Annotated in this window: 16 protein-coding genes; 10 read left to right on the forward strand and 6 right to left on the reverse strand. The window is 72.2% G+C overall.

Going from position 1 to position 25,179, the window contains the following annotated elements; translation table 11 throughout:
• Nucleotides 1-15 precede the first annotated feature (15 nt).
• On the reverse strand, nt 16-1,260 hold the full coding sequence (locus tag ACZ6I3_RS36660; protein WP_469420669.1) for a L,D-transpeptidase: 1,245 nt from the start codon (nt 1,258-1,260) through the stop codon (nt 16-18).
• Between the two features lie 187 nt (nt 1,261-1,447).
• Here ACZ6I3_RS36660 and glgX point away from each other — a divergent pair, with 187 nt between their 5' ends.
• Nucleotides 1,448-3,700: a glycogen debranching protein GlgX gene (gene glgX, locus ACZ6I3_RS36665; protein ID WP_469420670.1), complete on the forward strand. Its 2,253-nt coding sequence runs from the start codon at nt 1,448-1,450 to the stop codon at nt 3,698-3,700.
• Nucleotides 3,701-3,861: 161 nt separating this feature from the next.
• Entirely contained in the window at nt 3,862-5,268 is a 1,407-nt protein-coding gene (locus ACZ6I3_RS36670; RefSeq protein ID WP_469420671.1) for a sulfatase family protein, read from the forward strand.
• Here the strand turns inward: ACZ6I3_RS36670 and ACZ6I3_RS36675 are convergent.
• The 4 genes from ACZ6I3_RS36675 to ACZ6I3_RS36690 are packed head-to-tail and all read right to left on the reverse strand — an operon-like array spanning nt 5,265 to nt 8,851.
• Complete coding sequence (locus ACZ6I3_RS36675) at nt 5,265-5,912, reverse strand: response regulator (protein ID WP_469420672.1); 648 nt, start codon at nt 5,910-5,912, stop codon at nt 5,265-5,267. The two genes, ACZ6I3_RS36670 and ACZ6I3_RS36675, sit on opposite strands and share 4 nt — an antisense overlap.
• Nucleotides 5,905-7,158 (reverse strand): sensor histidine kinase, encoded by a 1,254-nt coding sequence (locus ACZ6I3_RS36680; RefSeq protein WP_469420712.1) that lies wholly within the window; start codon nt 7,156-7,158, stop codon nt 5,905-5,907. The genes ACZ6I3_RS36675 and ACZ6I3_RS36680 overlap by 8 nt, the downstream gene beginning before the upstream one ends.
• A gap of 44 nt (nt 7,159-7,202) precedes the next feature.
• Complete coding sequence (locus ACZ6I3_RS36685; RefSeq protein WP_469420673.1) at nt 7,203-7,952, reverse strand: ABC transporter permease; 750 nt, start codon at nt 7,950-7,952, stop codon at nt 7,203-7,205.
• Nucleotides 7,949-8,851 (reverse strand): ABC transporter ATP-binding protein, encoded by a 903-nt coding sequence (locus tag ACZ6I3_RS36690; protein ID WP_469420674.1) that lies wholly within the window; start codon nt 8,849-8,851, stop codon nt 7,949-7,951. Before ACZ6I3_RS36690 ends, ACZ6I3_RS36685 begins: the two co-directional genes overlap by 4 nt.
• Before the next feature lie 184 nt (nt 8,852-9,035).
• Here ACZ6I3_RS36690 and ACZ6I3_RS36695 point away from each other — a divergent pair, with 184 nt between their 5' ends.
• The 7 genes from ACZ6I3_RS36695 (at nt 9,036) to ACZ6I3_RS36725 (ending at nt 20,915) form a co-directional block, all read left to right on the forward strand.
• Nucleotides 9,036-10,820 (forward strand): ABC transporter ATP-binding protein, encoded by a 1,785-nt coding sequence (locus tag ACZ6I3_RS36695; RefSeq protein ID WP_469420675.1) that lies wholly within the window; start codon nt 9,036-9,038, stop codon nt 10,818-10,820.
• Nucleotides 10,817-12,679, forward strand: a complete 1,863-nt coding sequence (locus tag ACZ6I3_RS36700; protein WP_469420676.1) for an ABC transporter ATP-binding protein — start codon at nt 10,817-10,819, stop codon at nt 12,677-12,679. Before ACZ6I3_RS36695 ends, ACZ6I3_RS36700 begins: the two co-directional genes overlap by 4 nt.
• 22 nt (nt 12,680-12,701) lie before the next feature.
• On the forward strand, nt 12,702-14,456 hold the full coding sequence (locus ACZ6I3_RS36705) for an ABC transporter ATP-binding protein (protein ID WP_469420677.1): 1,755 nt from the start codon (nt 12,702-12,704) through the stop codon (nt 14,454-14,456).
• Nucleotides 14,453-16,240 (forward strand): ABC transporter ATP-binding protein, encoded by a 1,788-nt coding sequence (locus ACZ6I3_RS36710; RefSeq protein WP_469420678.1) that lies wholly within the window; start codon nt 14,453-14,455, stop codon nt 16,238-16,240. Before ACZ6I3_RS36705 ends, ACZ6I3_RS36710 begins: the two co-directional genes overlap by 4 nt.
• Nucleotides 16,241-16,392: 152 nt before the next feature.
• Nucleotides 16,393-18,474: a M4 family metallopeptidase gene (locus ACZ6I3_RS36715; RefSeq protein WP_469420679.1), complete on the forward strand. Its 2,082-nt coding sequence runs from the start codon at nt 16,393-16,395 to the stop codon at nt 18,472-18,474.
• Between the two features lie 206 nt (nt 18,475-18,680).
• On the forward strand, nt 18,681-20,324 hold the full coding sequence (locus ACZ6I3_RS36720; RefSeq protein ID WP_469420680.1) for a M4 family metallopeptidase: 1,644 nt from the start codon (nt 18,681-18,683) through the stop codon (nt 20,322-20,324).
• 69 nt (nt 20,325-20,393) lie between these two features.
• Nucleotides 20,394-20,915: a DUF1990 domain-containing protein gene (locus tag ACZ6I3_RS36725; protein ID WP_469420681.1), complete on the forward strand. Its 522-nt coding sequence runs from the start codon at nt 20,394-20,396 to the stop codon at nt 20,913-20,915.
• Between the two features lie 120 nt (nt 20,916-21,035).
• Here the strand turns inward: ACZ6I3_RS36725 and ACZ6I3_RS36730 are convergent, their stop codons facing one another.
• On the reverse strand, nt 21,036-23,654 hold the full coding sequence (locus tag ACZ6I3_RS36730) for a glycosyltransferase family 1 protein (protein ID WP_469420682.1): 2,619 nt from the start codon (nt 23,652-23,654) through the stop codon (nt 21,036-21,038).
• 290 nt (nt 23,655-23,944) lie between these two features.
• On the opposite strand from ACZ6I3_RS36730, the gene ACZ6I3_RS36735 reads away from it, so the two are divergent.
• The gene (locus ACZ6I3_RS36735) at nt 23,945-25,147 is read left to right on the forward strand and encodes a S8 family peptidase (protein ID WP_469420683.1); all 1,203 of its coding nucleotides are present in this window, start codon (nt 23,945-23,947) and stop codon (nt 25,145-25,147) included.
• Nucleotides 25,148-25,179 lie beyond the last annotated feature (32 nt).

A 25,179-nucleotide genomic window follows, 5' to 3' on the forward strand; every position in this document is an offset into this window, starting at 1 on the left:
TCCGCCCCTGTCGGACTACTTCACCGCACTGCCCGCTTTCCACGCGTTCCAGCCCATGTTCCAGCCTCCGAGGCCGTTGTCGGGAGCGACCTCCTCGTCCTTGCTGTTGACGACCTCGACGACGTCCCCGACCAGGCTGCGGTCGAAGAACCAGCCGGCCGGGGTGGCCGAGCCGCCGCCCTTCACATCGCGCAGTCCGATGCAACCGTGACTGACGTTGCTCCGCCCGAAGACGGTGTGGTCCGCCCAGTAGTTGCCGTGCAGGAAGGTGCCGGAGTCGGTCAGGCGCATGGCGTGCGGGACGTCCGGGATGTCGTACTCGCCCTTGCCGTCGCGCTTCTTGAAGCCGACGGTGGCGCCGTTCATGCGGGTGACGTCGAGCATCTCGGTCACCACCATCTTCCCGTTGTACGTGGTCGTCTCGGGGGCGCCTGCCGTGACCGGGACGGTGGCGAGGGTCTCGCCGTCGCGCCGGACCTCCATGGTGTGCCGGGCGGCGTCGACCACGGAGACCTGGCCGCGGCCGACGGTGAAGGAGAACGTCTTGTGCTGCAGACCGTAGACCCCGGGCGCGCCCTCGACGTCGCGCAGGCGCAGGTCGACGGTGACCTGGGTGCCGGGCTTCCAGTAGTCCTCGGGGCGGAAGTCGAGGCGGCTCCGGCCGAACCAGTGCGGGCGGATCTCGACGGCCGGGCGGGAGGTGACCCGCACCGCGCGTTCGACGACGGCCCGGTCGACGATCTCCCGGTTGAACTCCAGGGAGACGATCATGCCGGTGCCGACCGTGGCACGGTTCTCCGGGGCGACGTAGCCGATGAAGCGTTCCTCGGGGACGTACGTCGTGAAGGTGGTGTGCCGGGCCGAGCGGTGGCCGTCGCCGTCCACGGCCACCGCGTCGACCGTGTACTCGGCGGCGAGCCCCAGGCGCTTCTCGTCGGGCTCCCAGGTCAGGCCGTCGGGCGAGACCCGCCCGGGCACCGGGGACTCCTGCGCGTCCTGGGACCGGGTGACCTTCACCGACTCCAGCCTGCCGTCGGGCACGCGCACCCGCAGCGTCCTTCCGGGGCGCACGCCCCTGCTGCCGTCGTCCGGCGAGACCTTGATGACGTCCTCGGGCGCCGGGGGCGCGCCGAACGCCCCGGCGATCCCGCCCGCGTCGTCCGAGGTACAGCCCGTGGCCCCGGCCAGCAGCCCTGCCCATGTCACTACGGCGGCCAGCGCGGCCCTCGCGCGCCGCGCGCGCCCTTGTACGTGCCTCACGGGTACCCAACGACCGGCCGCGTCCCCGGGAAACGACCATGCCCGCCCCCGGTGAAACGTGAGTGCGACCCACGCTCTGGGCAGAACAGTGGGGAGGACGACGCGCAGGGGAGCCGCGGCCCGGGCCGCAGTACAGGACCGCACCCCTCTGTCACCCGTCGTTCCACGAGCCGCGGGAGGCTGACAGGTGTCCAGCGCAGCCGAGCAGGAGGCGGTGGCCGGCCGTCAGGCCACCGGGAACGGGCGCCAGGCCGCCGCCGCGAACGGCGTACGGCGGCCCGCACCGCCGCCCATGGTGCCCGTCTGGCCGGGCGCGTCGACACCGCTGGGCGCCCGGTTCCGGGTCGGCCCGGACGGGGTGGCGGGGACCAACTTCGCGTTGTGGGCGGGCGGGGCGGAGGGGGTCGAGCTGTGCCTCTTCGACGAGGCGGGCAAGGAGTCGCGGGCCCGGCTGACCGAGCTGACCCACGAGATCTGGCACGGCTTCGTCCCGGGGGTGCTGCCCGGACAGCGCTACGGCTACCGGGTGCACGGCCGCTGGGACCCGTGGACCGGCGCCCGCTGGAACCCGGCGAAGCTGCTCCTCGACCCGTACGCGCGGGCGGTGGACGGCGACTTCGGCCTGCCGCCGGAGGTGTACGGGCATGTGCGCGACTGGCCGCAGCAGCATGTCGCCGACACCGTGCGCGACGACCGGGACTCGGCGCCGTACGTCCCCAAGGGCGTCGTCGTCCACGATGACGACGACTGGGCCGACGACCGCCGGCCGAAGACGCCGTGGGCGGACTCGGTGATCTACGAGGTGCACGTCAAGGGCTTCACCGCGCTGCACCCGGGCATCCCGGAGGAACTGCGCGGCACCTACGCCGGGCTCGCGCACCCGGCCGCGATCGAGCACCTGGTGAGGCTGGGCGTGACGGCGGTGGAGCTGCTGCCGGTGCACCAGTTCGCGCACGAGGACCATCTGCTGCGCCGGGGCCTCGGGAACCACTGGGGCTACAACTCCGTCGGCTACTTCGCGCCGCACGCGGCCTACGCCGCCTCCGGGACGAGGGGCGAGCAGGTCGGCGAGTTCAAGCGCATGGTGCGCGCCCTGCACGCGGCCGGGATCGAGGTCATCCTCGACGTGGTCTACAACCACACGGCGGAGGCGGGCGAACTCGGCCCGACGCTGTCCCTGAAGGGCATCGACAACCGCGGCTACTACCGCCTCCAGGACGACCCCCGCCGCTACGCCGACTACACCGGCTGCGGCAACACCCTGCACGTGGTCCAGCCGCAGGTGCTGCGCCTGATCACGGACTCGCTGCGGTACTGGGTGACGGAGATGGGCGTGGACGGCTTCCGCTTCGACCTGGCGGCGGCGCTGGCCCGCTCGATGCACGACGTCGACATGCTCTCCCCGTTCCTGGCGGTCATCGCCCAGGACCCGGTGCTGCGCCGGGTGAAGCTGATCGCCGAGCCGTGGGACGTGGGGTCGGGCGGCTACCAGGTGGGGGCGTTCCCGCCGCTGTGGACGGAGTGGAACGACCGGTACCGCAACGCCGTACGGGACTTCTGGCGGCACGCGCTGCCGGACGTACGGGAGATGGGCTACCGCCTGTCGGGCTCCAGCGACCTGTACGCCTGGGGCGGGCGCAGGCCGTACGCGTCCGTCAACTTCGTCACCGCGCACGACGGCTTCACGCTGCGCGACCTGGTGTCGTACGAGCGCAAGCACAACGAGGCCAACGGCGAGGGCAATCGCGACGGCACGAACGACAACCGGGCCTGGAACTGCGGCGCCGAGGGCGAGACGGACGACGAGGGGATCAGGGCCCTGCGGCGCCGGCAGCTGCGGAACCTGCTGACCACGCTGCTGCTGTCCACCGGGGTGCCGATGCTGGTCGCGGGCGACGAACTGGGCCGCACCCAGCGGGGCAACAACAACGCGTACTGCCAGGACAACGAGATCAGCTGGGTGGACTGGGGTTTGCTGGAGGACCCCGGATGGCGCGCCCTGTTCGAGCTGACCTCCCGGCTGATCGAGCTGCGCCACCGGCACCCGGTGCTGAGGCGCCGGGCGTTCTTCTCGGGCCGTCCCCAGACCGCGGACGGGCTGCGCGACCTGGCCTGGTTCACGTCCCGGGGCACGGAGATGACGGAGCAGGACTGGTACGCACCCGCCGCCACGCTGGGGATGTATCTGTCCGGCCGGGACATCCCGGGCCGGGACGAGCGCGGGGCGCAGATCCTGGACGACAGCTTCCTCGCCGTGCTGCACGCGGGCGAGGGGCCGGTGCGTTTCGAACTGCCGGGGCCGCCGTGGGCGGAGCGGTACGAGGTCGTCGTCGACACGAGCCTGGAGGAGCAGGGGGAGGCACCGGGCGTGGAGCACCGGGCCGGGACGGAGATCATGATGCCGTCGCGGGCGGTGCTGCTGCTGCGGGTGGCGGGGTGAGGCATCGTTTCGCCGGTAGGGCTGCCGCTTTGTTGCGGGGCGTTGCGGGTCCGTGAACTCGGCGGGGATCTTCTTGACCCCGTCGTCGGACCGCTGGCAGCGTCCTTGCTGAGCCGTGGCCGCCCTCCCCCTCACTCCTCTCCGAGTCTCCAGGACCCCGCATGCCCGAAATCTCCCGTCGTGCCCTTGGTGCCCTCGTCGGCGGTGGTGCCGTGGGTGCCGTCGCCGGTACGGCCGCCGGTGCCGAAGCCGTCCCCGCCGAGCGGCCGTTCAGGGCCCGCCCCGGTGCCGGGTCCGGGCGCCGCCCCAACGTTCTCGTCATCCTGGGCGACGACCTCGGCTGGGCCGACCTGTCCTCCTACGGCGCCCCGCACATCAGGACGCCCAACCTGGACCGGCTGGCCCGCCAGGGCGTGCGGTTCACCGACGCCTACTCCGGCTCGTCGACCTGCTCCCCGACCCGGTTCAGCCTCTACACCGGGCGCTATCCGGGCCGTACGAAGGGCGGGCTCGCCGAGCCGATCGCCGACCGGTCGCAGGGCCTGGACCCGGGCCACCCCACGCTCGCCTCCCTGCTGAAGAAGGCGGGCTACGCCACCGCGCTCATCGGCAAGTGGCACTGCGGCTGGCTGCCCGACTACAGCCCCACCAAGTCCGGCTGGGACGAGTTCTTCGGCAATCACGGGGGCGTGCTGGAGTACTTCTCCAAGCTCGGCCAGCTCGGCGGCCACGACCTCTACGAGGGGGACGCCGAGTACGAGGACCTGCGGTACTACACGACGGTGCTCACCGAGCGGGCCGTCGAGTACGTCGGCCGGGACCACGACCGGCCCTGGCTGCTCAACCTCAACTTCACCACCCCGCACTGGCCCTGGCTCGCCGAGGGTGACGAGGAGACCGGCGCCGAGATCGCGGCGAAGATCCGGGCGGCGACGTCACAGGCCGAGGTCAGCAAGGCCCTGCACCACTACGACGGCGGCTCGGTCGCGAAGTACACGCAGTTGGTTCAGAGCCTGGACGCGGCCGTCGGCGAGGTGCTCGCCGCCCTGCGCCGCTCCGGGCAGGAGGAGAACACCGTCGTGCTGTTCGCCAGCGACAACGGCGGCGAGCGCTGGTCGTACCTGTGGCCCCTCAGCGGCCAGAAGTTCTCGCTCCAGGAGGGCGGCATCCGCGTGCCCGCGATCCTGCGCTGGCCCGCCCGGATCGACGGCCGTCAGGTGAGCCACGAGCCGAACTTCTCCCCCGACTGGACCGCCACCCTGCTGGAGCTGGCCGGTGCCCGGCCCGACCCGGGGTATCCCCTGGACGGCACGAGCCTCGCCGGGTACCTGCTGCGGGGCGAACGGCTCCCCGAGCGGGACCTGTTCTGGCGCGTGCGCGGCAATCGGGCGCTGCGGCGCGGCGACTGGAAGTACTACCGGGACGCCGAGGGCACCGACCACCTGTACAACCTGGCCGAGGACCAGCGCGAACAGGCCGACCTCGCCCCCGACCAGCCGGAGTTGCTCACCGAGCTGAAGACGTCCTGGGAGAGGACCGCGGCGGGCCTGCTGCCGTACCCGGGCTAGCCGAGGATGCCCCGCTCGTATGCCGTGGCCACCGCCGCCGCACGGTCCTTCACGCCCAGTTTCGCGTAGAGATGCGTCAGGTGTGTCTTGACCGTGGCCTCGCTGATGAAGAGTTCACGGGCGATCTCGCGGTTGGAGGTGCCCTTGGCGACGAGGGCCAGGACCTCGCGCTCGCGGGCGGAGAGGGTGTCGCTGCCGGGGGTCCGGGGAGTGCGGACCGCCGAGACCAGGCGGGAGGCCACGGCCGGGGAGAGGACGGTCCGGCCCTCCGCCGCCGCGCGGACCGCCGCGAACAGTTCGTCCCTCGGGGCGTCCTTCAGGAGGTAGCCCGTCGCGCCCGCCTCTATCGCGGGGAGGGTGTCGGAGTCGGTGTCGTAGGTGGTCAGGACGAGGACCTTGGCGCGGGCGCCGGTGCGGGTCAGCTCGCGGATGGCGTCCACGCCCCCGCCGCCCGGCATGCGCAGGTCCATCAGGATCACGTCCGGGTCCAGGGCGGCGGCGAGCGCGACCGCCTCGACGCCGTTCGACGCCTCACCCAGGACGCGGAAGCCCGGCGCGGACTCGAACATGCCGCGCAGGCCGTCCCGTACGACGGGGTGGTCGTCGACGATGAGCAGGGTGATCGCGGCGGCGTCGTCAGTCATGGCGGACCAACGGTACGCGAGCCGAGACGGCCGTACCGTGGCCCGGCTCCGACTCGACGGTGAGGGACCCGGCGACGCGTTCGGCGCGGGCCCGCATGCCGTCGAGGCCGAAGCCGCCGGCTCGGGTGCGTTCGGGGACGGCGAGCGGGTCGAAGCCGCGGCCGTCGTCGCGGATGTCGAGGATGACCTCGTCGCCGAGGAAGGACAGGGTGACACCGACCCGGCCGGCGGCCGCGTGCCGGGCCGTGTTGGACAGGGCCTCCTGGACGATCCGCAGGAGCGTGGCCGCGATCTCCTCGTGGAGTTGCTCGTCGGTGCCGGTGACCGTGAACTCGGCGCGCACCCCCGTCCGTTCGCCCCACTCGGCGACCGTCTTCTTAAGGGCTTCCGGCAGTCCGGCGTCGGCCAGCGCCACGGGGGCGAGGTTGTGCACCGAGCGGCGGGCCTCGCCGAGGCTGTGCCGGGCCAGGTCCGAGGCGCGTTCGAGATGGGTGCGGGCCACGGCCAGGTCCGGGGCGTTCGCGACGACCTGGAGCTGGGCGATGATGCCGGTCAGACCCTGGGCGATGGTGTCGTGGATCTCGGCGGCCAGCCGCCGGCGCTCGTCGGCGACTCCGGCCTCCCGGGCCTGCACCAGGAGCTGGGCGTGCAGGGCGGCGTTCTCGTCGAGGGCCTGCTGCAGGGCCGCGTTGGTGCGCTCCAGCTCGGTGATGCTCGCGGTCTGGATCCGGGTGCGTTCCTCCTCCCGCGCTGCCAACTGGCCGAAGACGACCAGCAGCCCGATGTGGACGCAGAGCAGTGCGCCGAACACCGCCCAGTTCAGCGGCCCGTGCAGGGGCATGCCACCGGACTGCGACCCCGCGATGGTCACCGCGGTCGCCAGCAGCCCGAGTTTGAGGGGGCGCCCCCTCAGCAGCCGGTCGGGGCCGACGAATCCGGCGGCGGCGTAGAAGGCGAAGAACGGGTTGAACCAGCTGAGCGCGAATCCCAGCGCCCAGCGCACGAAGTAGTAGCAGGCGCCCGGCACCGACGGGACCAGGGGCCGGCCGCGGGACCAGCGCCCCCACCACACCTGGAGGGCCACCGCTGCGCCGACCAGGACGACGGTGGCGTACCGCTCCACCGTGGTCATGCCGACCGCGTCGACCGTGGCCGCGGCGAGCACGGTGCCCGCCGCGAGCATCCCGTACGGCCCCCAGCGGAAGTACGCCGCCCACCGCTGCTCCACACCCGCCACGTCCGTCATGCCCACAGTGTCGGCCACGGCCGTGTCCCCTCCCCGGGCACCGGTCACTCCCAGCGGAACCAGCGCGCGGCCGACGCCGAGAGCACCGCGGTCCACGCGACGAGGACGGCCAGGTGGCCCCAGCCGGGCCAGTCGCCCCCGGCGGCCTGGTCCAGGGCCCGGGCGGCGGCGCCGAACGGGGTGCACTGGACGATGCGGCCCAGCACGTCCGGCATGGCCTGCACGGGCACCCACACCCCGGCGCAGAACATCATCGGGAAGGACACCGCGGTCCCGATCGCGGTCGCGATCTTCGTCGTGCGGGCCCGTGCCGACATCACCGCGCCCAGCGAGATGGCGGCGAGCACGGCGAGGAGCAGCGCGAGCAGGTACCCGACGGGCTGTTCGGGCAGGCGTACGCCGTAGGCGAGCCGTCCGACGGCGAGCGCGAGCAGCGCGGAGGCCAGGGCCGCCACGCCGTTCACCAGCATCTGGGCGGCCAGCAGGGCCGAGGGCCGGACGGGAGTCGTGGACAGCCGGCGCAGGATGCCGTTCTCGCGGTAGCCGGTGAGGGTCGGCGGCATCGCCTGCACCCCGGCCATGATGAGGGCGACCAGGACGCAGACGGGCACGTAGACGTCAACGATCCGCAGCCCGCCGAGTCCGTCCTGCGCCTCGCGGAAGGACGGCACGGAACCGAGGATGCCCAGCAGCAGGGCCGGGAACAGCAGGATCCAGAAGAGACTGCCCGGCTCGCGCCGGAAGAGCCGGAACTCGCTGCGCAGAACAGCGGGGTTGATCAGTGCCGTGCTCATGCCGAGGCCTCCGTGAGGTCCAGGAACGCGTCGTCCAGCGTGGCGTCGGTGACGCGGAGTTGACGGGCGGTGATGTGGTGGCGGGCGAGCAGCGACAGCACGGCGTTGACCGTGTCGTCCGTGCCGGACAGCGTGATCCGGCCGTCCTTGTTCTCGACGGCCACCAGGGCGGGGAGCGTGTTCAGCTCATGGTCGTCCAGGGGTGTGGACGGGGTGAAGCTGATGACGGTGGCGCCCGCCGAGCGGCGGATCAGCCCGGACGGGGTGTCCAGGGCGGCCACCCGGCCCTTGTCGATCACCGCGATCCGGTCGCAGAGCCGCTGCGCCTCCTCCATGAAGTGCGTGACGAGCAGGACGGTGACACCGTTCGCGCGGATGTCCTCGATGAGCTGCCAGGTGTCGCGGCGGGCGCGCGGGTCGAGGCCGGTGGTGAGCTCGTCCAGGACGACGACCCGGGGGTCGCCGATCAGGGCGAGCGCGATGAACAGGCGCTGCTTCTGGCCGCCCGACAGCTTGGCGAACCGGGTGGTCAGCTTCTCCTGCAGGCCGAGGCGTTCGGCCAGCGGACGCCAGTCGACGGGGCGCGGATAGAACGCGCTGTAGAGCTCCAGCGCCTCACGGACGGTGAGTTTGGGCTGGAGCCGGCTCTCCTGGAGCTGGGCGCCCAGGACCTGGGCGACGCGCTCGTGGTCGGCGACCGGGTCGAGGCCGGTGACGCGGACCCGGCCGGAGTCGGGGACGCGCAGGCCCTCGACGCACTCGACGGTGGTGGTCTTGCCGGCGCCGTTCGGGCCGAGGATCCCGAAGATCTCGCCCTCCTCGACGGCGAAGGAGACGCCGTCCACGGCCGGGCGGCCGGCATAGGCCTTGCGCAGGTCGGTGACTTCGATGACGGGCATGGACCGAGGGTCCCGGTGCGGCGGGTCCGCGCACATCGCCCGTCGCGCTCGAACGGGCATCAGCCGATCGGCTGATGCCGGCCATAAGACCCCCCGAAAACGCAGGTCGTAGGACCAAGGACGGACCCGGACTCGGAGAAAACTCGGTGGGCAGTGTCAGTGGCGATCCGTAGGCTCACTGCTGATGGCCACGACATCTGCCCCCGCCCCCGACCGTTCTGCCGTGCGCACGCTGCTGCGCCTGTGGCCGTACGTGCGGCCCGCGCGGGCACGGCTGTTCAGCGCCGTGTTCGTGGCGATAGTCGCCTCCAGCACGGGCCTGGTGATCCCGCTCGTCCTGAAGTGGATGGTGGACGGGCCGGTCGCCGAGCGGGACCCGGCCGGGGTGTGGCTCGGGGCGCTGCTCCTGCTGCTGCTCGGCTTCGCGGAGGCCCTGCTGTTCGGGCTGCGGCGCTGGCTGGTGGCGCGGCCGCTGGCGCACGTCGAGGCGTCGATGCGGGCGGATCTGTACCGGCACCTGCAACGGCTGCCGGTGTCCTTCCACGACCGGTGGGCCTCCGGGCAGTTGCTGTCGCGGGGGATGACGGACCTGATGCTGCTCCGTATGTTCCTCGCCTTCCCGTTGACGTTCCTGCTGGTCAACGGGGTGACGATAGTGATCGGAGTGGTCATCATGCTGCTCCAGGACTGGACGCTGGGGCTGGTGATCCTCGGGCCCGCCGTGCCCGTGATGGTGACCTGCGTGGTCTTCGAGAAGCGGTACGCCGAGGTGGCGCGGCGCGCACAGGACCAGGTCGGCGATCTGACGACGGTCGTCGAGGAGAGCGTGCTCGGCATCCGCGTCATCAAGGGGTTCGGACGCCACCGGAGCCAGGCGCGGGCGTTCCGGGACCTGTCGGGGAAGCTGCGCGGCACGGAGCTGCGCAAGGCGCGGCTGCTGGCGGCGATCTGGGGCGTCATCGTGACACTGCCCGAGATGGCGATCGGCGCGGCGCTGGTCGTGGGGGTCGTGCAGGTCGCCGACGGGGGCTTGTCGGCGGGGACGCTGGTGGCGTTCCTGTCGACGGCGCTGGCCCTGCGGTGGCCGGTGGAGTCGATCGGCTTCCTGCTGGCGATGAGCCAGGAGGCGGCGACGGCGACCGAGCGGTACTTCGAGGTGATGGACGAGGAGGTGGAGGAGCGCCGGGTCACGGTGGGCGGCCGGTCAGCATCCCTGGGAGACAGAGGACTTCGCTTCCACGGCGTCACCTTCCGCTACCCCGACGCCCCGCCCGATGCCCCGCCCGTCCTCCAGCACATCGACCTCCACATCCGCCCTGGCGAGTCCATGGCCCTGGTCGGCTCCACCGGCAGCGGCAAGACCACCCTCACGGCACTCATCCCCCGCCTCTACGAACTGACCTCGGGCCGCATCACCCTCGACGGCGTCGACATCACGGACCTCTCCAGGGAAGCCCTGCGCGCCAAGGTCGCCGTCGCCTTCGAGGAGCCCACGCTCTTCTCGGCCGCGGTCGGCGACAACGTTCTCATGGGGGCGGCCGACGGCACGGCCGGGACGCCGGAGCTGGAGCGCGCCCTCGCCGTCGCCCAGGCCGGCTTCGTGCACGCCCTGCCGCAGGGGACCAGCACCCAGGTCGGCGAGCAGGGCCTCAGCCTCTCCGGCGGGCAGCGGCAGCGCCTCGCGCTCGCCCGGGCGGTCGTCGGGCAGCCGGAGTTCCTCGTCCTGGACGACCCGCTGTCGGCACTGGACGTGCACACCGAGGCCGCGGTGGAGGCCGCCCTGCGGGACGTCCTCGCGGACACGACCGCGCTGATCGTGGCGCACCGCCCCTCCACCGTGCTGCTCGCCGACCGGGTCGCGCTGCTGTCCGGCGGCCGGATCGCCGCCATCGGCACCCACCACGAACTGCTGCGGACGAACGCCGAGTACGCGCACCTGATGTCAGGGGAAGAGGAGGGCGCACGATGACGGCGGCCACCGGCACACCGGCCGACAGCAAACCCGACGACGAACCCGCCGACCGGACGCCCGCCACCGGAGACCCCTTCGACCAGGACGTCCTGCCCACTCCCCCGGGCGCCACCGCCGCCCTGCTGCGCTCCCTGCTCACACCCCTGAGGGCCCGGGTCACGGTCACGACGGTTCTGCTGCTGCTCCAGCAGGCGGTCGTGCAGGCGGGCCCGCTGCTCGTGGCGTACGCCATCGACCGTGCCGTACCGGCGTTCCGGGCCGGTGACCACGGGCCGCTGATCACGGTGGGCGCCGGCTATCTGGCCTGCGCGCTGGCCTCGGGCGCGCTGCAGTACGCCTTCGTCCTCGCCGCGGCCCGCGTCAGCCAGGACGTGCTGCTCGACCTGCGCGGCCGGATCTTCCGCCACGCGCAGGCGCTGAGCGTCGACTTCCACGAGCGCTACACCTCGGGCCGGCTCATCTCCCGCTCCACGGCGGACGTGGAGTCCCTGCGCGAGCTGCTGGAGGAGGGCCTCCAGGAGCTCGTGACGGTCGTCCTGTCCTTCGTCTACATCTCGGCGATGCTGCTCTGGCTCGACCTGGGCCTCGGGGGCGTGGCGGTGGCGTCCCTGGTGCCGCTCTACGCCCTCGTGCGGCTGTACCAGCGGCGGGCCGGGCGGGTGTACCGGGCGCGGTCCACCGCCATCGCGGCCGTCATCGTGAAGTTCGTCGAGACGATGAACGGCATCCGGCCGGTGCGCGCCTTCCGCCGCGAGGCCGTCAACGACGCGGACTTCGGCGTGCTCAACCAGCGGCACGAGCGGACCAACGGCACCGCGCTGCTGGAGATGGCCCGCTACGTCACCGGCTCGCGGCTGGTCGCCAACTCGGCGGTCGCGGCGATCGTGCTGTGGGGCGCCTACCGGGTCGCGGGCGGCACGCTGGCCCTCGGTGTGCTGGCGGCGGCCGTGCTGTACCTGCGGCGGCTGTACGACCCGATCGACCGGCTCGGGATGTTCCTCAACTCGTACCAGTCGGCGGCGGCCTCGCTGGAGAAGATCGCCGGGCTGCTCGCCCAGACCCCGTCCGTCCCCGAGCCGGCGGACCCCCGGCCGCTGCCGCCCCTGGCGAGCGAGCTCCCGGGCCGCGAGGTCGTCTTCGACGGCGTCAGCTTCGGCTACCGCACCGGCGGCGAGGTGCTGCCCGGCTTCGACCTCACGATCCCGGCCGGGCAGACGGTCGCGGTCGTCGGCTCCACCGGCGCCGGAAAGTCGACGCTGGCCAAGCTGCTGGCCCGGTTCTACGACCCCTCCGAGGGCCGGGTGCTGCTGGACGGCGTCGACCTGCGCGACCTCGCGGTGCCCGAGCTGCGGCGCGGGGTGGTCATGGTGACGCAGGAGTCGTTCCTGTTCTCCGGCACGGTCGCCGAGAACATCGCGATCGGCCGCCCGGACGCGACCCGCGAGGAGATGGAGCAGGCGGCGAAGGAGATCGGAGCGCACGACTTCATCAGCGCCCTGCCCGACGGCTACGACACCGACGTACGCAAGCGCGGCGGCCGTATCTCGGCCGGGCAGCGGCAACTGGTGGCGTTCGCGCGGGCGTTGCTGGCCGACCCGGCGGTGCTGATCCTCGACGAGGCGACCAGCTCGCTGGACATCCCGGGCGAGCGCGCGGTGCAGCGGGCGATGGCGACGGTGCTGAGGGGGCGCACGGCGGTGGTCATCGCGCACCGGCTCTCGACCGTCGAGATCGCGGACCGTGTCCTGGTGATGGAGCAAGGGAAGATCGTCGAGGACGGCGGACCGGCCGAACTCGTGGCGGGCACGGGCAGGTTCGCCGATCTGCACCGGGCCTGGCGGGACAGCCTCGCGTAGTGCGGCGGCGGAGGGCGGGCGGATGATCGACGCGTACGAGGACCCCGGCACACCGGATCGCCGTGGCGGTGGCCGCTACCTGTGGTGGCTGGTCGCCCGGCAGCCCTGGCGGTGTGCGGCCGGGGCCACGTTCGGCACCGTGTGGATGGTGCTGCTGGCGGCCACGCCGTATCTGATGTCCCGGGCGATCGACGACGGTCTCGAGCCCGGCGACATGGGCGCGCTGGCCCTGTGGAGCGGGGCGCTGTTCGCGGTGGGCGCGTTCAACGCCTGGCTGAGCATCATGCGGCACCGCACGATGACCCGGGTGCGGATGGACGCCAACTTCCGCACGGTGAAGGTGGTCGTAGGACAGGCGGTGCGACTGGGCGCCTCCCTGCGGCGGCAGGCGGGCGCCGGGGAGGTCGTCACGATCGGCGTGGGCGATGTGCAGACGGTCAGCCAGTCGCTGACGGTCGTGGGGCCCGGGGTCGGCGCGGTCGTGGGGTATCTGGTGATCGCCGTGCTGCTGGTGTCGGTCTCGGGGGTGGTCGCGCTGGTCGTGCTGCTCGGCATTCCGGTGCTCGCGCTGCTGGTCGGTCCGTTGCTCGGCCGGTTGCAGGGGTCGGAGGCGGAGTACCGCGAGCGGCAGGGCGTGCTGACCGCGCGGATCGGCGACCTCGCGGGCGGACTGCGGGTCCTCTCCGGCCTGGGCGGCAAGCAGCTGGTGGCGGACGCCTTCCGGCAGGACTCACGGCGGCTGCGTGAGCAGGGGTATCGGGTGGGGGCGGTGGCGAGCTGGGTGCAGGCACTGGGGGCCGGGCTGCCGACCCTCTTTCTCGCGGTGGTGACCTGGCTCGCGGCCCGGCTCGCGGCGCAGGGCGACATCACGGTGGGTCAGCTGGTGTCCGTCTACGGCTATGCGGCGGTGCTGGTGTGGCCGGTGGCCTTCCTGGTCGAGTGCGGCTACCAGATCAGCCGTGGCGTGGTGTGCGCACGCCGGGTCGTACGGTTCCTGCGCCTTGAGCCGATGGCCGACACGGGCACGCTGGACGCGCCGTCGGAGCCGTCCGCCCTGTACGACCCGGAGTCCGGGGTCCGCATCCTGCCGGGCCGGCTGACGGCCCTGGTGTCGGAACACCCGGCGGACGCGACGACGCTGGTGGACCGCCTGGGCCGCTACGCCCCGTCGAACGCGACGTGGGGCGACACTCGCCTCGACGACATCGCGCTGAACCAGATCCGGTCACGCATCCTGGTGGCCGACCATGAGTCCGACCTGTTCGCGGGAACCCTGCAGGACATGATCGCCCCGCCTCTAAGGGGCGCGGGGAACTGCGCGAACAACCACAACGCACCCGCGGCCGCCGAACAACCCGACATGGCCCCCCTGAAGGCGCTCCACGCGGCCGCAGCCGATGACATCATCCAGTCACTCCCGAACGGCCTCGACACCCCCATGGACGCCCAGGCCAGAAACCTCAGCGGCGGCCAGCGCCAACGCGTCCGCCTGGCCAGAGCCCTCCTCACCGACCCGGAAGTCCTCTTGGCCATCGAGCCCACCTCAGCCCTGGACGCCCACACCGAGGCCACGGTCGCAGCCCGGCTGCGGACGGCGAGGGAAGGCCGCACCACGGTCGTGACCACCACCTCGCCCCTCGTCCTGGACCGCACGGACACCGTCCACTACCTCAAGGACGGCAAGGTCGAAGCCTCCGGCACCCATCACGAACTGCTCGCCACCGACCCCGGCTACCGGGCCCTCGTCGCGAGGGACACCGAGGAGGTCGTGGGATGAGCCACGGTCACCTGCCGGTCGCCGAACGGGCCGACGTCCGGCGCGCCCTGGCCGGCCTCGTGCGCGCCGACGCCCGCGCCTTCGGTGTCGTCCTCGGCCTGAACGCCCTCGCGGCCGTGGCCGCGCTGGCCGGGCCGTGGCTGCTGGGCCGGATGATCGACGAGGTGCGGGCCGGGCGCGGGACGGCCGCCGTGGACCGGCTGGCCCTGCTCCTCCTGCTGTCTGCCCTGGCACAGGTACTGCTGGCCCGCTGGGCCCGGTACGTGGGGCACCGCTTCGGGGAGCGGACCCTGGCCCGGGTGCGGGAGCGGTTCGTGGACCGGGCCCTGACCCTGCCCGCGTCGGTCGTGGAGCGGGCCGGCACCGGTGACCTGACGGCACGCGGGACGGCGGACGTGACGACCGTCGGCAACACCCTGCGCGACGCGGGTCCCGTCCTGCTCGTCAACCTGGTCCAGGCGCTCTTCCTGGTCGCCGCGGTGTTCCTGATGGACCCGCTGCTCGGCGCTCTCGCGGTGCTGGCGCTGACGCCGATCTGGATCGCGCTGCGCTGGTATCTGCGCCGGGCCCGGGACGGGTATCTCGCCGAGGGCGCCGCCGTCTCGGACGTCGCGGAGGTCGTGGCGTCGACGGCGGCCGGGGCACGCACGGTGGAGGCGTTCGGGCTCCAGGAGCGGCGTACGGCCGCGAGCCGGGACGCTCTGGAGACCTCCCGCCGCACCCGCTTGTACACGCTGTTCCTGCGCTCGGTGTTCTTCCCGGTGATGGAGACGTCGTACATCCTCCCGGTCGCCGGAGTGCTGGTGGTCGGCGGCGCGCTGCACGCGTCCGGCTCGATGAGCCTCGGAGCGGTGGTGGCGGCGGCGCTGTACCTGCACCAGTTGAGCGCGCCGCTGGACGAGGTCCTGGTACGGATCGAGCAACTCCAGGCCGGCGGCGCCTCCTTCGCCCGGGTGGAAGGGCTCGCCCTGGCTCCGCGCGCACCCGGCGAGGGCGAGTGTCCCGACCCGGCCGACGACCGCATCGACGTCACCGGCGCGCGCTACGCCTACGACGGGGGTGTCGAGGTGCTGCGCGGCGTCGACCTGACGGTGACGCCCGGGGAACGGCTGGCCATGGTCGGGCCCTCCGGGGCCGGCAAGACCACGCTGAGCCGGCTGATGGCGGGCATCGACGCGCCGACCGCCGGCGCGGTGACGGTCGGCGGCGTGCCCGTGGTCGGGCTCGGACCGGAACGGCTGCGCCGCCAGGTCGTCCTGGTCACCCAGGAGCACCATGTGTTCCTCGGCTCGGTCCGTGACAACCTGCGGATCGCCGAACCGGCCGCGAGCACCGCGCAGTTGTGGGACGCGCTGGCCGTGGTCGGCGCCGACACCTGGGTGCGGGAGCTTCCGGAGGGCCTGGACACCCGGCTGGGCCTGGGCGGTTGCCGCACCGACGGCTCGCAGGCCCAGCAACTCGCCCTCGCCCGGGTGGTGCTGGCGGATCCGCACACGCTGATCCTGGACGAGGCGACCGCCCTGCTCGACCCGACGACCGCCCGGCACACCGAGCGCGCCCTGGCCGCCGTCCTCGAGGGGCGCACCGTCATCGCCGTCGCCCACCGGCTGCACACCGCGCACGACGCCGACCGGGTCGCGGTGATGGAGGACGGCCTGCTGACCGAACTCGGCACGCACGACGAGCTGGTGGCGGCCGACGGGGCGTACGCGGCCCTGTGGCACTCCTGGCACGGGGACCTGCCCGAGGGCCGGGAAGGGTCCGGACCGCAAGAGTCCGTATAACGAACATGAACTTCCGGTCAACGAACCCTTTCCGGCCATACTGTTGACGCGGTCCTGACAGAAAGCGCACTCCCCTGCCACGCTTCCCACGACTGCTCCACAGAAACCCCACTGCAACACCTCCACCTCCCCAGGCCGGGCGACCCCCGGCCATGCAGAAGGAGTCCGTGTTGAGAAGCAGTTCCTCGCACAGAGGCACCTCCCACAGACGCACTCCCCACACCCCTCGCCGTACCGCGGCCGTGGCCCTCGCCGGCGTCGCCGCGCTGATCGCCACCGCCGTCCAGGCCGGCACCGCCACCGCGGCCCCGGAGGACAGGGCACCGGCGGCCGCGAGCAAGGCGAAGCCGGGCTCGGAATCGGTCAAACTCACCCCCGCCCAGCGCGCCGCCCTGATCCGGGAGGCGAACGCGGGCAAGGCCGAGACCGCGAAGGACCTGGGCCTCGGCGCCCAGGAGAAGCTGGTCGTCCGCGATGTCCTGAAGGACCGCGACGGCACCGTGCACACGCGCTACGAGCGCACCTACGCGGGCCTGCCCGTCCTCGGCGGCGACCTGGTCGTCGAGAGCACGAAGGCGGACGCCACCGCGGCCGTCACCAAGGCCACCCGCGCCGCGATCAAGCCCGCCACGACGAAGACGGCGGTGTCCGTCGCCAAGGCCCGGCAGCAGGCCCTGACCGCGGGGAAGGCCGACGAGGCCAAGAGCCCGGACATCAACCGCGAGCCCCGCAAGGTGATCTGGGCCGCGAGCGGCAAGCCGGTCGTGGCGTACGAGACGGTCGTCGGCGGCTTCCAGCACGACGGCACCCCGCAGGAACTGCACGTGGTCACCGACGCCACCACCGGCGCGAAGCTGTACGAGTGGGAGGCCATCGAGACCGGGACCGGCAACACGGTCTACAGCGGCACGGTCGACCTCACCACCACCCAGTCCGGGTCGACGTACAACCTCACCGACGGCGCCCGCGGCAACCACAAGACGTACAACCTCAACCGCGGCACCTCCGGCACCGGCACCCTCTTCTCCGGCCCCGACGACGTGTGGGGCAACGGCACGCCCTCCAACCTGGAGTCGGCCGGCGCCGACGCCCACTACGGGGCCGCGCTGACCTGGGACTACTACAAGAACGTGCACGGCCGCAGCGGCATCAAGGGCGACGGCGTGGGCGCGTACTCCCGGGTCCACTACGGCAACAACTACGTCAACGCGTTCTGGTCGGACAGCTGCTTCTGCATGACGTACGGCGACGGCTCGGGCAACGCGAACCCGCTGACGTCGATCGACGTGGCCGCCCACGAGATGACCCACGGGCTGACGTCGAACACCGCGGGCCTCAACTACAGCGGCGAGTCCGGCGGTCTGAACGAGGCGACGAGCGACATCTTCGGCTCGACCGTCGAGTTCTACGCGAACAACTCCTCCGACGTCGGTGACTACCTCATCGGCGAGGAGATCAACATCAACGGCGACGGGACCCCGCTGCGCTACATGGACAAGCCGAGCAAGGACGGCGCGTCCAAGGACAGCTGGTACTCCGGCATCGGCTCGATCGACGTGCACTACTCCTCGGGCCCGGCGAACCACTTCTTCTACCTGCTGAGCGAGGGCAGCGGCACCAAGACGATCAACGGTGTCACCTACAACTCGGCCACCTCGGACGGGCTTCCGGTCACCGGCATCGGCCGGGACAAGGCGGAGAAGATCTGGTTCCGCGCGCTGACCACGAAGTTCACCTCGACGACCAACTACGCGGGCGCCCGCACCGGCACCCTCGCCGCGACCGGTGAGCTCTACGGCACCGACAGCGCCGAGTACAAGGCGGTCCAGCACGCGTGGGCGGGCATCAACGTCGGCACCCGTCCCGGCGACGGGGGCGGCGGCGGTACGTCCTTCGAGAACGCCGCCGACGTGGCGATCCCGGACCGGGGCGCGGCGGTCACCTCGCCGGTCACCGTCACCGGCCGGACGGGCAACGCGCCCGCCAACCTCCAGGTCGCCGTGGACATCGTCCACACCTACATCGGTGACCTCAAGGTGGATCTGGTCGCCCCCGACGGCACGGCGTACACGCTGAAGGGCTACAACACCGGCGGCAGCGCGGACAACATCAACGAGACCTACACGGTGAACGCCTCCTCCGAGGTCGCCAACGGCACCTGGCAGCTGCGGGTCCAGGACAACGCGGCCATCGACACCGGCTACATCAACAGCTGGAAGCTCACCTTCCCGTAGGCCGGCGGGCCTCTGAGTCAGGGCGCCGCCCCGGTGGGTTCGACTCCCCCGGGACGGCGCCCGCTTCACATGCCCGGACCCGTCGGACTGTCGTCGATTTCCGGCCAACATCACGCGTTACTCCTGACATGTACGCGCCCTTGGTGCCACTCTTCCCCCACCCGCCGCACAGCACCCCAGCAGTTCCCCCACATCAAGGAGCTCGTGTGACCCCCCTCTACGCGCGTCACAAGCGCACCACCCTGGCCATCGCCACCGCCGTCGCCGCCGGCGCCCTGCTCACCACCGGTCTGACCTCCGGCAGCAGCGTCGCCGCCGACTCCTCCTCCAAGCCGGTCCTCGCCGCCGCCCCCGTCCTGCTCTCCGCGCCCGCCCGCACGGCTCTCGTCAAGGAGCAGCAGGCGGACGCCCCGAAGACCGCCGACGAGATAGGCCTCGGCGAACAGGAGAAGCTGGTCGTCAAGGACGTCGTGAAGGACGCCGACGGCGCGGTCCACACGCGCTACGAGCGCACCTACGCGGGCCTGCCGGTCCTCGGCGGCGACCTCGTCGTGCACGAGTCGAAGTCCGGCGCGGCCAAGGGCGTGACCAGAGCGACGAAGGCCGCCATCAAGGTCGCCTCCCTCAAGCCGGCGGTCGCCGCCGCCAAGGCCGAGAAGCAGGCCGTGACGCTCGCCAAGGCGGCCGGCTCGGAGAAGACCGAGGCGAACTCCGCTCCCCGCAAGGTGATCTGGGCCGCCGACGGCAAGCCCACGCTCGCCTACGAGACCGTCGTCGGCGGCCTCCAGGAGGACGGCACGCCGAACGAGCTGCACGTCGTCACCGACGCCGCCACCGGCAAGAAGCTCTACGAGCACCAGGCCATCGAGACCGGCACCGGCAACACCACGTACAGCGGCAAGGTCGACCTCACGACCACCAAGTCCGGGTCGACGTACAACCTGACGGACAGCACCCGCGGCGGCCACAAGACGTACAACCTGAACCGCGGCACCTCCGGCACCGGCACCCTGTTCTCCGGCGCGGACGACGTCTGGGGCACCGGCAACCCGTCCAACCTGGAGACCGCCGCCGCCGACGCGCACTACGGCGCCCAGGTGACCTGGGACTTCTACAAGAGCGCCTTCGGCCGCAGCGGCATCCGCAACGACGGCAAGGCCGCCTACTCACGCGTCCACTACGGCAACGCCTACGTCAACGCCTTCTGGTCGGACAGCTGCTTCTGCATGACCTACGGCGACGGCGAGGGCAACACCAACCCGCTGACCTCGCTCGACGTGGCCGCCCACGAGATGAGCCACGGTCTGACGTCGGCCACGGCCGGCCTCAACTACAGCGGCGAGTCCGGCGGTCTGAACGAGGCCACCAGCGACATCTTCGGCGCGGGCGCCGAGTTCTACGCGAACAACTCCTCCGACGTCGGTGACTACCTCATCGGCGAGGAGATCGACATCAACGGCGACGGCAGCCCGCTGCGCTACATGGACAAGCCCAGCAAGGACGGCTCGTCCAAGGACGCCTGGTCCTCCAGCCTCGGCGGCGTGGACGTCCACTACTCCTCCGGTCCCGCCAACCACTTCTTCTACCTGCTGTCCGAGGGCAGCGGCTCGAAGACCATCAACGGCGTGACCTACAACTCGCCCACCTCCAACGGCTCCACGGTCACCGGCATCGGCCGCACCAAGGCGCTGCAGATCTGGTACAAGGCGCTGACGACGTACATGACGTCGACGACCAAGTACGCGCAGGCCCGCACGGCGACCCTGAACGCGGCCTCGGCGCTCTACGGCGCGAGCAGCACCGAGTACAAGACGGTCGCCGCCGCCTGGTCCGCGGTCAACGTCGGCTGACCGAAGGACGACCCACGGGCGGTACCCGGAGCCACGGCGGCTCCGGGTACCGCCCTACTCTTGGGGACCATGTCTTCGGAGGACTTCACCTACGCCGATGTCGGCGCCACCCGCGAGGAGCACTTCTGCCCGCCGGGCTTCCACCCCATGAACGTGCGCACCCGCCTGGGGGAGGGCGAGGAGGTCTTCCAACGGGCCTCGGAGGCGGTGCTCACCTGGGAGATGCACCGGGCCATGGGCGTCGGCCTGGACGCGAGCGCGGAGCGAGCCGCCCCCGGCGTCGACGTCACCGTCACCCTCGCCGGCATGATCAAGGCCCCCTGCCGCGTGGTGTGGACCCTGGAGGAACCCCGCAGGGCGGGCTGGGCCTACGGCACCTTGCCTGGCCACCCGGAGAGCGGCGAGGAGTCCTTCGTGGTCGACCGCACGGGAGACGGCACGGTGTGGCTGACGGTGAACGCGTTCAGCCGCGCGGCCAAGTGGTACGCGAGGGCGGGCGGCCCGGCGACCAGGGGGTTCCAGCACGCGTATGCCCGCCGCTGCGGCACAGTCCTACGGAACATCGCAACGCAGGGTGGTGACGGCACCTAGGGGCGCGGGGCTGTATCTATTTGCTACTCCGCCGCGCGCACCTAGGGGCGCGGGGCTGTATCTGTTTGCGGCTCCGCCGCGTGGGCGCGACCAGCCCCCACGCGCCCGCAGACGGCGAACTCACCGCATCAACAACCCCGCAGCCGAGACCAGCTCCTCAGAAGGCCCGGCCACCAAGCCCAACTCCGCACTGGAGGCGAGCAGCCGGTGAGCCGGCAGGATCCGCACCGTGTACCCAAAAGGCCCGGTGCGATCCAGCGACAAGGCCCCTTCATACACCCACCGCCCGTCCTCCCCGGGGGACCCGACCGGCTTCAGGGACACAACCGCCGCATCCCCGATCCGGTCCTCCTCGTCCACCCGCCCCGACACCACCTGAACCTCGACATCATCCGGCCCGAGATCCCCGAGCCCGACCCGCACCCGAAGCCCCAGCGTCGTACCCAGCTCCGCCAGCGCCTCCGACACCGACGTCTCCACATGGTCGACGGTGACCCCAGGCCAGGCGGCCCGCACCCTGCCCTTCCACTCGGCGAGCTCACGCGCGGGGTCCGGCCCCATCGAGCGATGCGCGAGGGCCGCCGGCGCGTAGAGCCGCTCGACGTACTCGCGGACCATGCGCCCGGCCAGCACCTTCGGCCCGAGCAGGCTCAGGGTCCGGCGGACCATCTCGATCCAGCGGTCGGGCAGCCCGCTGCGGCCGCGCTCGTAGAAGCGGGGCGTCACCCGCTGCTCCAGCAGGTCGTACAGCGCCGCGGCCTCTATGTCGTCGCGGCGGTCCGGGTCGGTCCCGACACCGTCGGCCGTGGGGATGGCCCAGCCGAAGTCGGGCTGGAACCACTCGTCCCACCACCCGTCGAGGACGGACAGATTGAGACAACCGTTGAGCGCCGCCTTCATGCCGGACGTGCCGCAGGCCTCCAGCGGCCGGAGCGGATTGTTCAGCCAGATGTCACAGCCCGGGTACAGCTTCTGCGCCATGGCCATGCCGTAGTCGGGCAGGAACACCAGCCGGTGCCGCACGCGCGGGTCGTCCGCGAACCGCACCAGTTCCTGCACCAGCCGCTTCCCACCGTCGTCGGCGGGGTGCGCCTTGCCCGCCACGACGATCTGGACCGGCCGCTCGGAGTGCAGCAGCAGGTCCATCAGCCGGTCACGGTCGCGCAGCATCAGCGTCAAACGCTTGTACGAGGGGACGCGCCGGGCGAAGCCGATGGTGAGGACGTCCGGGTCGAGCACGCCGTCGATCCAGCCCAGCTCGGCCGTACCGGCGCCGCGCTGCCGCCAGGAGGCCCGCAGCCGCTCGCGCACCTCGGTCACGAGCTGCTCGCGCAGGCCCCGGCGCAGCTCCCAGATCTCCTGGTCGGGGATGTCCGCCACCGAGTCCCAGCGTTCCGAGCCGCCGACGGTCAGCGCGTCCTCGGCGCGCTGCACGCCGATCTGCCGGGCGCCGAGCCGGAACACCTCCGGGGCGACCCAGGTGGGCGCGTGCACCCCGTTGGTCACGGACGTGATCGGCACCTCGTCGGCGTCGAAGCCGGGCCACAGGCCGGAGAACATCTCGCGGCTGACATTGCCGTGCAGCAGGGAGACGCCGTTGGCGCGCTGGGCCAGGCGCAGGCCCATCACGGCCATGTTGAACAGGTTGGGCTCCCCGCCGGGGTAGGTCTCCATGCCGAGCCGCAGGACGCGCTGGACGTCGATGCGGGGCAGCTCCGCGTCGGGGCCGAAGTGGCGGGCGACCAGCTCGCGGTCGAAGCGGTCGATGCCGGCCGGGACCGGGGTGTGGGTGGTGAAGACCGTCCCGGAGCGGACCGCCTCCAGCGCCGCGTCGAAGTCCGAGCCCGCCGCGCAGAGTTCGGCGATCCGCTCCAGACCGAGGAACCCGGCGTGCCCCTCGTTGGTGTGGAACACCTCCGGAGCGGGGTGCCCGGTCAGCCGGCAGTACGTCCGGACCGCCCGCACACCTCCTATCCCCAGCAGCATCTCCTGCAGCAGCCGGTGCTCGCTGCCGCCGCCGTAGAGCCGGTCGGTCACACCGCGCTCGCCGAGGTCGTTCTCCTCGACGTCCGAGTCCAGCATCAGCAGCGGGACCCGGCCGACCTGCGCCAGCCAGATCCGGGCGCGCAGCTGCTTGCCGCCGGGCAGGGCGAGTGCGACCTGGGCGGGGGTGCCGTCGGGCTCCTCCAGGAGGACCAGGGGCAGCTCGTTCGGGTCGAGGACGGGGTAGTGCTCCTGCTGCCAGCCGTCCCGGGAGAGGGTCTGGCGGAAGTAGCCGTGCCGGTAGAGCAGCCCTACGCCGATCAGGGGTACGCCCAGGTCGCTGGCGGCCTTCAGATGGTCGCCGGCCAGGATGCCGAGGCCGCCGGAGTACTGCGGCAGGGCGGCCGTGACGCCGAACTCGGGTGAGAAGTAGGCGATCGCGGCGGGAAGTTCCTCGGGCTGGGCCTGGTACCAGCGGTCGCCGGTCATGTAGTCGTGCAGATCGCCCGCGACCGAGGCGAGGCGGCGCAGGAACCGGCGGTCCTCGGCCAGGGCCGCGAGCCGCGCGGGCGGCACGCTGCCCAGCAGCCGGACCGGGTCGCGCCCGGAGGCGGCCCAGCGCTCGGGGTCGACGGACTGGAAGAGGTCACGGGTCTCCGTGTGCCACGACCACCGCAGATTGCGGGCCAGATCGCCGATCGGCCGGAGGGGGTCGGGGAGAACGGGTCGGACGGTGAATCGACGGATCGCCTTCACGGGTTCCACCTCGGCGCGTTCGCTGGTTGACGCAGGGCTTTGACACAGGGCTTCATCGACGTCTCCTACCGACAGTACCGGCGGATGTGCCGCCGCCGCTGAGGCTCCGCCGTCGGACCCCCGATCGGCCTGAACAGCACCATTCACGGATATGGCCGATTCCACCCCCATAGGCGTCCTTGTGGTGTTTCACGCGTCACGAGAGGCTGCCTCTGGCGTACCGGCCCGCGCCCGCCGCACGCGGCGTCGCACGGCCGCCGTACGCCGAGTCGAGGAGGGGAACTCGGACCATGGCACGGACGCGTACACGGCGCCCGCGCTGGACGGGGGGCCTGGCCGCGGCGATCTCCGCCGCGGTGTTTTCGGCCATCACCCTGCCCGCGCACGCCGTACCGGAAGGGCGGATACTCGGCGCCGGAGGACCCGGCTCCGTGCACGGCAGCTATCTGGTGACACTGAAGGAGGGCACGCGGGCACCCTCGGGGGCCGGAAGGAGCCTGGCCGAGACCTACGGGGTGGACATAAGCCACACCTACGGCACGGTCCTGAACGGCTACGCGATCAGGGCGAACGCGAGACAGGCCGCGCGGCTCGCCGCCGATCCCCGGGTCGCCTCGGTCGTGCAGGACACCCGCGTACGGCTGGACCGGGCACAGCGGACCCCGGCGTCCTGGGGGCTGGACCGCGTCGACCAGCCGAGTCTGCCCCTGGACCGGAGCTACACCCCGCCCGAGTCGGCGGGTGCCGGGGTGACGGTCTACGTGATCGACACCGGCGTCCGGACCACCCACCGGGACTTCGGGGGCCGGGCGAGCCACGGCTGGGACTTCGTGGGGAACGACAAGGTCGCGGCGGACGCCAACGGCCACGGCACGCACGTGGCCGGCACGGTCGCCGGGAAGACGCACGGCGTCGCCGGGAAGGCCCGGATCGTCTCCGTACGCGTCCTGGACGCGGCGGGCGCGGGCACCACGGCCCGGGTGATCGCCGGGATCGACTGGGTGACCCGGCACGCGAGGAAGCCCGCGGTCGCCAACCTCAGTCTGGGCGGCCCGCGCAACGACCGGCTGGACGCCGCCGTCCGCGCCTCCATCGCCTCCGGCGTCAGCTACACGGTCGCCGCGGGCAACGACGGCAGGCCGGCCGGGCTGTACTCCCCGGGCGGCGTCCAGCAGGCGATCACGGTCGGCGCGACCGACCGCAGGGATACAAAACCGGCCTTCTCCAACCACGGTCCGGCCCTCGATCTCTTCGCCCCGGGCGTCGAAATCACCTCCGCGGCCGCCGCGAGCGACACCGCGCGGGCCACGTTCTCGGGCACCTCGATGGCGTCTCCGCACGCGGCGGGCGCGGCCGCGCTGTATCTGGCCGATCATCCGAAAGCGACTCCGTCCCAGGTCGGGAGGGCTCTGACCGCTGGAGCGGCGACCGGGAAGATCTCCGGCCGGGGTATCGGTTCGCCGGACAAGTTACTGCGGGTGCCGCACCCGTAGGGCGAAGGAGCAGCCACACACAGGGGCCGGCC

The organism is Streptomyces sp. NPDC041940 (genome assembly GCF_055589465.1).